This is a genomic window from Nocardia sp. NPDC057455, from assembly GCF_042802775.1.
In the GTDB taxonomy this organism is placed as follows: domain Bacteria; phylum Actinomycetota; class Actinomycetes; order Mycobacteriales; family Mycobacteriaceae; genus Nocardia.
The window spans coordinates 1-8,949 of the sequence record NZ_JBHVDM010000153.1 but is presented as its reverse complement, the minus strand read 5'-3'; the positions used below and the strand labels follow the sequence as shown (position 1 = coordinate 8,949).

General features: G+C 68.2%; 6 protein-coding genes. 4 read left to right on the top strand and 2 right to left on the bottom strand.

Features of this window, described 5'->3' with window-relative positions; all coding sequences use genetic code 11:
* Nucleotides 1-31: 31 nt before the first annotated feature.
* Complete coding sequence (locus ACFU5M_RS33320) at nt 32-3,034, bottom strand: UPF0182 family protein (RefSeq protein ID WP_379055398.1); 3,003 nt, start codon at nt 3,032-3,034, stop codon at nt 32-34.
* A 210-nt stretch (nt 3,035-3,244) separates the two neighbouring features.
* Between ACFU5M_RS33320 and ACFU5M_RS33315 the strand changes: the two genes are divergently transcribed.
* Nucleotides 3,245-3,826, top strand: a complete 582-nt coding sequence (locus ACFU5M_RS33315; protein WP_379055396.1) for a PPA1309 family protein — start codon at nt 3,245-3,247, stop codon at nt 3,824-3,826.
* Between the two features lie 17 nt (nt 3,827-3,843).
* Here ACFU5M_RS33315 and ACFU5M_RS33310 read toward each other — a convergent pair whose 3' ends face one another.
* On the bottom strand, nt 3,844-4,869 hold the full coding sequence (locus tag ACFU5M_RS33310) for a PDZ domain-containing protein (RefSeq protein ID WP_379055394.1): 1,026 nt from the start codon (nt 4,867-4,869) through the stop codon (nt 3,844-3,846).
* A gap of 127 nt (nt 4,870-4,996) precedes the next feature.
* On the opposite strand from ACFU5M_RS33310, the gene ACFU5M_RS33305 reads away from it, so the two are divergent.
* From ACFU5M_RS33305 to ACFU5M_RS33295, 3 genes are all read left to right on the top strand, one after another.
* Nucleotides 4,997-6,409, top strand: a complete 1,413-nt coding sequence (locus ACFU5M_RS33305; RefSeq protein WP_379055392.1) for a zinc-dependent metalloprotease — start codon at nt 4,997-4,999, stop codon at nt 6,407-6,409.
* A gap of 85 nt (nt 6,410-6,494) precedes the next feature.
* Complete coding sequence (locus ACFU5M_RS33300; protein WP_379055390.1) at nt 6,495-7,370, top strand: hypothetical protein; 876 nt, start codon at nt 6,495-6,497, stop codon at nt 7,368-7,370.
* A 48-nt stretch (nt 7,371-7,418) separates the two neighbouring features.
* The gene (locus ACFU5M_RS33295; protein ID WP_379055388.1) at nt 7,419-8,762 is read left to right on the top strand and encodes an ABC1 kinase family protein; all 1,344 of its coding nucleotides are present in this window, start codon (nt 7,419-7,421) and stop codon (nt 8,760-8,762) included.
* Nucleotides 8,763-8,949 lie beyond the last annotated feature (187 nt).

The window sequence follows — 8,949 nt, the reverse complement described above, 5'->3', positions numbered from 1 at the left end:
GTGTGTGCGTCTACCTGAACGGTTTCGCTATTCAGCGACCCGCGTCCTGATACGCCTTGACGGCGGCTTCCAGCTCGTCCAGCGCCCGGCCGAAATCTTGGAAATTCCCGCTGCGCATCGCATTTCGAACACTCTCGATCTTCCGGTTGAGCTCGGCGGCCGCCGCGTCCTTCGCAGAGGAAGATCCCGCCGCGGGCGGCGAGACCGACGCGGGTGGCGGCGTGGCGGCACTGCCGGTCCCGTTGTTGCCCTGGTCGGCGGCCGGCGGAACGGTGCCGGGCTTCGGCCTGGTGCCCGAATCACCGCCGAACGGCGTCGCCAGCGCGCCCGCACCCGGGATGACCTGGTTCAGCGCGTCCGCCAAGGTCGAGGCATAGCCCACCTTGACGTTGCCCGCCTCGTCCCGATAGCTCACCAGCACCCGCAGCAACTGCGGGAAGGTCGCCGTGTTCGGCCCGGTGTTGCGTTCGTTGTAGAACGGCTCCACATAGAGAATGCCGCCGTCCGCGACCGGCAAGGTCAGCAGATTGCCATATTTGATCTTGTTCGAATTCGACAGCAGCGTTTTCTCGCGCGATACGTCCGGTGAGGTCGTCATCCGGTTCTGCGTTTGTTGCGGACCCAATGTCTGTGTGTCCGTGGGCAATCGAAGAATCGTGAATTTCCCGTACCCGTCCGGATCGGAACGCACCGAGATATACGCGGCGAGGTACGGCCGGTTGTAGCCGGTCATCGCGCTGGTCAAATTGAACGTGGGCTTGTTCGTTTTGGAGTCGCCCAGCAGTACGTAATACGGCGGCTGATTGGCGGTTGTCCCGCCCTCGGTGGTCGGATCGGCGGGCACCGACCAGAAGGCGTTGTTGGTGAAGAACTCCCGGGGATCGTCCACGTGGTACTTGGACAGCATTTCGCGCTGGACCTTGAACAGATCCTCCGGATAGCGGAAGTGCGCCCGCAGTTCCGGCGAGATCTCGGTCTCCGGCTTCACCGCGCCCGGGAACACCCCGCGCCATGCCTTCAGCACCGGATCCGACGAGTCCACCTCGTAGAGGGTGACACTGCCGTCGTACGCGTCGACCGTCGCCTTCACCGAGTTGCGGAGGTAGCTGACCGACTTACGCGGCAGCAATCGACCGGTCTTCTTGTCGATGCTGTCCTCGACCGCACCCTCCAACTGGGTGTTCTGCGCGTACGGGTAGTTGTCCAGCGTGGTGTAGGCGTCCACGATCCAGACGATCCGTCCGCCGACCACCGCGGGGTAGGCGTTCCCGTCGGTGGTCAGCCAGGGCGCGACCTTCTGCACCCGTTCACGCGGGCTGCGGTTGAAGATGATCTTCGAGTCGTCACCGATGGCCGAGGAGAACAGGATGTTGCGCTCGGCGTACTTGGCCGCGAAGGCGAGTCGGTTGAACCAGTTGCCGATGGGCACGCCACCCTTGCCGGTGTAGGTGTATTGCGCGGTGTCGGAGTCGTACTCGCGCGGACGCTGGCCGTCCATCGCGCCGACGATCGCGTAGTCCGGATTCGCCTGCGAGATCAGCTCGCCGAAATACACCCGAGGCTGGTCCACCCTGATCCGCTGCTTGTCAGCGGGCGTGAAGAGGTCGCTCACCATGAAGATCGGGTAACCGCCGTCGCCGCTGCCCCCGGCGGCATTGGGATCGTCCGACGGAGGCTTGTTCACCCGGTTGGCGGGGGCGGCGACGAAGCCGTTGCCGTGGGTGTACACGGTGTGCCGGTTGATCCAGTCGGTCTGGTTGCCGCTCAGCGCCGCGGGCGAGAGCTCTCGGGCAGCGACGACGTAGTCCTGCACGTCGCCGTCGAGGTTGTAACGGTCGATGTCCAGCGACTCCGGGAAACCGTAGAAGTTCTTCAGCTGGCGCAGCTGAGTGAACGTGGGCGAGAGGATGTTCGGATCGAGCAACCTGGCGTTGCCGATGGTCGCGGCGTCCACCGGCACCTCGAGCGGGTTCTTGTTGCTCTCGCCCTTGTAGTCCTTGTAATCGATCCTGTCATCGGTGATGCCGAACGCCTGCCTGGTCGCGGCGATGTTGCGTTCGATGTACTCGCTCTCCTTGTCCGCGGCGTTGGGACGCACGGAGAACTGCTCGACCACCAGCGGCCACACCGCGCCGACCAGGATCGAGGACAGCACCAGCAGGGCGGCGGCCATCGCGGGCACCCGCAGATCGCGCAGCACGATGCCGGCGAAGAAGGCCAGCGCGCAGATCACCGCGATGGACAGCAGGATCAGCTTGGCGGGCAGCACCGCGTTGATATCGGTGAACGAACCGCCGGTGAATGTGGGTTCCTTGCGGCTGCTGGAGAGCAATTCGTATCGGTCGAACCAGTACGCGATCGCCTTGAGCAGCACGAAGGTTCCGGCCAGCAGCGCCAGCTGGATCCGCGCGGCGCGGGTGAGCGTGCCCTCACGGCCGGTCAGGCGGAGTCCGCCGAAGACGTAGTGGGTGACCAGGCTGGCGAAGAACGCGATGACCACCGCGACGAACAGCCAGTTCAGCACCATGCGGTAGAAGGGCAGGTCGAAGGCGTAGAAGCCGACGTCGAGGCCGAACTCCGGGTCCTTCTCGCCGAACGAACCGCCGTTGAGGAACAACTGCACCGTCACCCAGTTCGACTGCGCCACCAGGCCCGACAGCAGGCCGAGCAGCACCGGGATGCCGACGCCGAACAGCCGCAACTTGCTCATCACGGTGGTGCGGTAGCGGGCGATCGGATCGTTCGGCCCCGCCACCGGCACGAACACCGGCCTGGACCGGTAGGCCAGCAGCAGCGCCAGCCAGACCACCAGTCCGACGAAGGCCGCCACGACGAGGAATAGCAGGACTCGGGTTCGCAACACCGTGAGATACACGTTGCGGAAGCCGACCTCGCCGAACCACAGCCAATTCGTGTAGGTGTCCGTCAGCCGCGGCCCGAGCAGCAGCAATGCCGCCAGGACGATGGCTGCCACCAGCAGCACACGGCTGCGTCGGGACAGCGAAGGTAAGCCGGTGGGGGGCCGCATGCCCACGATGCCACTCTCCAAGGTCCGGCGACGCTCGCACCGATACGCCCGGCCGATGCGCCGCAGTCCGATGTTGCGGGTGGTCCTTCCGGACCGTCCCGGCCCACTCTACGGAAATCGGACACCATGCAGCTGCCAGGGTTGGGGTTGCCGCGCCGGGGAACCGATCGTGCGGGTTACCGGCTGCCCTCATCGGCGGTTTGGTTGGATGGTCGCGTGACCCCAGACCTGCACGCCGAACTCGTCCTTGCCCGATCCGTCCGGGAGGTGGCGGAATTCGTCGACGGCGAGGGGTGGGGGCGTCCCCCGCAGATGTTCGCCCTCGTGCCGACCGCGGAACTGGTCGCGGCACAGCCGGAACTGGAGGATCAGCTCGATGAGGGCGACGAGCTGACGCCGGTCGCGCAGGAGGCTTTCCCGGACGACATCACCGGCGGCTCGATCGCCTTGGACGAATTCCTGGCCACCACGAGCTGGCCTCCCGCCGTCCGCGGTTGTGTGCTGGTGCAGGAGATCGTGGTGCTCCCGCCGGATGCCGAGTCGACGCTCGACGACGCGCTCGCGCCGCTGCTGGCCGACCACGACGCCGCCGACGCGGCCGCGCGCGCCGCCGCCGAAGCGCATCCGGAGCGCCGGGAGGCCCGGCTGTTCGCCGCGGTACTGCGTGGCGGCGCGTCGCTGTGCCTGCTGCAGCTACGCCCCGAAGATGACGCCGACGATTTCGGCGACCTCGACCTGCGCACCTACCCCAACCTGGCGCCGAACCTGGTCGAGGCGCTGCACCATACGCTCGACTGAACACCCGCGGTGCGGCCTCAGCCGCAGCTGACCGGTTCCCGGCCGGTGTTGATCTCGTTGAGCGACTGCACCGCGCCGGTAAGGTTCTCGACGCGCACCAGCCGCAGGCCGTCCGGGGTCCGCTGCTTGGCCTCGTTGCAGTTGGCGGCCGGGACCAGGAAGGTCTCCGCGCCCGCTTCGCGCGCGGCCATCATCTTGTATTGGATGCCGCCGATCGGACCGACCTTGCCGTCCTGGTCGATGGTCCCGGTGCCCGCCACGAATTTGCCCCCGTCCAGCTCGCCGGGCGTGAGCTTGTCGATCAGGGCCAGGCTGAACATCAGGCCCGCGGAGGGTCCGCCGATGTCGGCGAGGTTGAAGGCGACCTGCAGCGGCGGCCGGGCGCCCTCGCCCGGCGTCACGCCGAGATAGCCCTTGGCCGGGTCGTCGGGGCGCGCGCCGAGGACGATCGTCGCGGTCTGCTCGGCGCTCTCGCGCCGGTACACCACGCTCAGCGTGCTGCCGGGCGCCTGGGACGACACCGCGCTGACGACGTCCTTGGGCGCCGTCACGGGCGTGCCGTTGATGCTGATCAGCTCGTCGCCCGCGCGCAGCACCTCGTGAGCGGGCCCGTCGTCGGTCACCTTGCGCAGGAGCACCACCGTGGGCAGCTGCAGGTAGTGCAGCGCGGCGACCTCGGCGTTGCCCTCGGAGTCCTTGAAGTCCTCCTGGTTGGACTTGTCGATCTCCTCGCGGGAGACGCCCGGGGGGTAGACCTCCGAGCGCGGCACCAGGCCGTGCTTGCCGCTGGCCCAGAAACCGAACGCTTCGAAGATGCTCAGCCCGTCCCGCACCGACACCGTGGTCATATTGAGATGGCCCGTGGTCGGATCGACCGCGGTGCCCCGCACGTCGACGACGTCCTTGCCGTCGACCTCGCCGAGGGTGTTGAAGGTGGGGCCGGGTCCGAGTGCGACGAACGGCACAGTCAGCACACTGCCGACGACACCGAGCACGAGCACCGGGATCAGAGCGGCCACCAGGGTGAGGATCCGACGATTCACCCGGACCACAGTAGTGACAACCGGCGGCGCGAGGCGCCGGAGGCGGTCATTTCCCCCGGGCGCGCCGCCGCCGGTTTCGCGCCGCGCGAACATCGGGACGCTGTGCTACACGCGTAACGTGAAGGGCATGAACGACCTCCCCTTCGGATTCTCGAACCGCGACGACGACGATCGTAAGCGCGGTGACGAGCCGGGTGGTCCCGGTCCGAACGACCCGTTCGGTTCGGGTATCGGCGGGTCCGGCGCGGGCGGATTCGACCCGGCGCAACTCGGGCAGATGCTGACCTCGCTCGGCCAGATGCTCAGCGGCATGGGGCAACCCGGCTCGGCGCAGGCCGGGCCGGTGAACTACGACGTCGCCAAGCGGCTGGCCCGCCAGCAGCTCGGCTCGACCGTCGCCCCCGTGTCCTCCGGCGCCGCGAGCGCGGTGGCCGATGCCGCCCACCTCGCCGAACTCTGGCTCGACAGCGCGACCACCCTGCCCGCGGGCGCCACCAAGACGGTCGCCTGGACCGCCAACGATTGGATCGAGCAGACCCTGCCCACCTGGCAACGCCTGTGCGACCCGGTGGCCCAGCAGATCTCGGGGATGTGGACCTCGGCGCTGCCCGAGGAGGCCAAGCAGTTCGCCGCGCCGATGGTCGGCATGCTGGGCCAGATGGGCGGTTTGGCCTTCGGTTCGCAGCTCGGCCAGGCGCTCGGCCAGCTCGCCAAAGAGGTGCTGACCTCCACCGACATCGGACTCCCGCTGGGACCCACCGGCACCGCGGCGCTGCTGCCCGCGGCGATCTCGGAGTTCAGTGCGGGGCTGGAGCAGCCGGAGAGCGAGATCCTGGTGTTCCTCGCCGCCCGGGAAGCCGCCCACCAGCGACTGTTCGCTCACGTGCCCTGGCTGCGCCAGCAGGTGCTCGGCGCGGTCGAGGACTACGCGCGCGGCATCCGGATGGACTTCTCCGCGCTGGAGCAGGCCGCGCAGGGTATCGACCCGATGTCGCTGACCGATCCCGCCAAGCTCGAGGAGATCTTGGCGCAGGGCACGTTCGAGCCGCAGACCACCCCCGAGCAGAAGCAGGCGCTGGAACGGCTGGAAACGCTGCTGGCGCTGATCGAGGGCTGGGTGCAGGTAGTGGTGGCCGACGCCGTCGGCGACCGGTTGCCCGGCGCGGGTGCACTGGCCGAGACACTGCGGAGGCGGCGCGCCACCGGCGGCCCCGCGGAGCAGACCTTCGCGACGCTGGTCGGCCTCGAGTTGCGGCCGCGCAAGCTGCGCGAGGCAGCGGCGCTGTGGCGCAGGCTCACCAGCGACGCGGGCATGACCGCGCGCGACCGGGTCTGGGCGCACCCCGACCTGCTGCCGAGTTCCGACGATCTGGACTCCCCCGCAGGCTTCATCGATGCGGTGATCGGCGGTGGCGCCGCCGTGTTCGACGATCCGCTCGCGCAACTGGCCGAAACCGAGGCGCGCGAGCAGGCCGCGCGCGAGCGCAAGGATGACGACGCTGGGCCCGACCTGGGCAAAGAGGGCGGCGAATCCGCCTGAGCCGCCCTGTGGATGAAGCGAAATCCTGTGGATAACTGAGGATTTCGGAGCGTGCCGCGCACCCGGCGAGCCACATACTTATGACATGACAACGATGTGTCGTGGTCCTCGATTGCGTCCGAGGGTGACCGTGCTTGTCCGCCCGACCGGTGTCGTCCAGCTCGGATGCGATCCGGAAACCGCGGTGGTGCTCGGCCCGGAAGGCATGGACGCCGAGACCGTCCTCACCTTTCTCCGCCTGCTCGATGGTCTGCGCACCAAGCCGCAGATCATCTGGCGAGCCGGCGAATGCGGCATCGATGCCGAACGGGCTGTGGCATTGCTCACGGTCATCGACGAAGCCGGGCTGATGGACCACCCGCAGGACCGGACCAGCCAGGTGCGGGAGGTGCGGGTGCACGGGCTAGGCCCGCTGTCGGACGCGGTGTCGTCCGGGTTACGTGCGCTCGGCGTGCGGCCGAGCCGTTCCCGGGACTATCCGTCCGGGACGGCGACGGTGCGGTCTTGGGGAGCGGACCTCGTCGTACTCGCCGACACTCTGATGCCCGATCCGCGGCTGGTGAGCGACTTGCTGCTGCACCGGGTTCCTCATCTGCAGATGCGCATCCGGGACAACAAGGGCGTCATCGGCCCTTTGGTGCTGCCCGGCGTCACCAGCTGCCTGCGCTGCGCGGACCTGATCCGCTCGCAGAACGACGCCGACTGGCCACATCTGGCGGCCCAGCTGCTGGGACGCGTCGGACACGCCTCCCCCGCCGGGATCGCGGCGACGACGGCGCTCGCCCTCGGCGAGCTGGAGGCGATCATCGCCTGCTCACCGCGGCGCACGCCGGCCACGCTGGACGCGACTCTGGAACTGGATCTGGATTCGCATGTCCTCGATCGGCGCGGGTGGGACCGTCATCCCGCATGCGCGTGTGCGCGCGTTTCCGCAGTACCAGGCGCCGGAGCCCGGACGTGATCAAGATTGCCATGGCAGATCGGCCGGTCCGTCCGCCATGATGGGTACGTGTCTGAGATCGTGCGCCGTCGCTCGTCCCGCAACGCCAAGTTGGCCAAGATTCCGCTCGGCATCGCCGGACGGGCGGCCGTGGGGTTCGGCAAGAAGCTCGCCGGAGGCGACAAGTCCGAGATCAACGCGCAGCTCAATCAACGGGCCGCCGAGCAGCTGTTCACGGTGCTGGGCGAGCTCAAGGGCGGCGCGATGAAGTTCGGGCAGGCGCTCAGCGTAATGGAGGCCGCGGTCCCGGAAGAGTTCGGCGAGCACTATCGGGAGGCGCTCACCAAGCTGCAGGCCGCCGCGCCGCCGATGCCCGCCGCGACCGTCCACCGGGTGCTCGACCAGCAGCTCGGCACCCAGTGGCGTACCCGCTTCCGTGAGTTCGATGACACCCCGGCCGCGTCGGCCAGCATCGGGCAGGTACACCGGGCGGTGTGGTCGGACGGGCGGACCGTGGCGGTGAAGGTGCAGTACCCCGGCGCCGACGAGGCCCTGCGCGCGGATCTCAAAACCCTGTCCCGCATGTCCGGTCTGGTCGCGTCCGTGATCCCCGGTGCGGACATCAAGCCGATCCTCGCCGAGATCACCGAACGCACCGAAGAAGAGCTGGACTACCGCAACGAAGCCGCCAACCAGCGCGCCTTCGCCAAGGGCTTCGACGGGCACGATGAGATCGTGGTGCCCAAGGTGGTGGCCAGCGCGCCGAAAGTGATCGTCACCGAATGGCTGGACGGCATCGCCGTCTCGACGATCATCAAGCAGGGCGCCGAGGATTCGGCGGGCACCCGCGCGCTGCGCAATCGCGTCGCGGGACTGATGGGCCGGTTCCACTTCTCCTCCCCGGAGGTCGTCGGACTCTTGCACGCCGACCCGCACCCGGGCAATTTCATGATGCTGCCCGACGGCAGGCTCGCGGTCATCGATTTCGGCGCCTGCGCACCGATGTCGGACGGTTTCCCCCCGGAGCTGGGCCGAATGCTGGCTCTCGCGGTCGAGGAGCGCTTCGCCGAGCTCACCGAGCTGCTGTACGACCACGGCTGGGTGATCCCCGGCCGGGTGGTCACCCACCAGGAGATCGCCGACTATCTGCGGCCGTTCACCGACCCGATCCAGGCCGACTCGTTCCACTTCACCCGCAGGTGGATGCAGCGGGTGGCGGGCAAGGCGTCGGAATTCTCCAGCCCGGAAATGAAAACCGCACGGGCACTGCAACTTCCGGCGGAATACGTGATGATCTTCCGCGTACTAGGCGGCTCCGTCGGCATCCTGGCCCAGCTCGACGCCGAGCTGCCGTTCATGGAACTCGTCCGCACCTGGATGCCCGGCTTCAGCGAGGAGCGCACAGCCTCCTGAGTTCCACCCACCCACCCGACTCGGCCGAGCCGCGACCCTCCAGCGCTGCTCCGCCCAACCACAAATGCCCGTCCATCGCCCCCCGCCAACCCACCGAGCGCGAGTCTTACGAGCGCCGTTCGCGGCCCGTCTCGCGTTCGAGTGGCCGAAGCGCATGCGACGTAGTCGCGAGTCTCGGTCGCTCGAA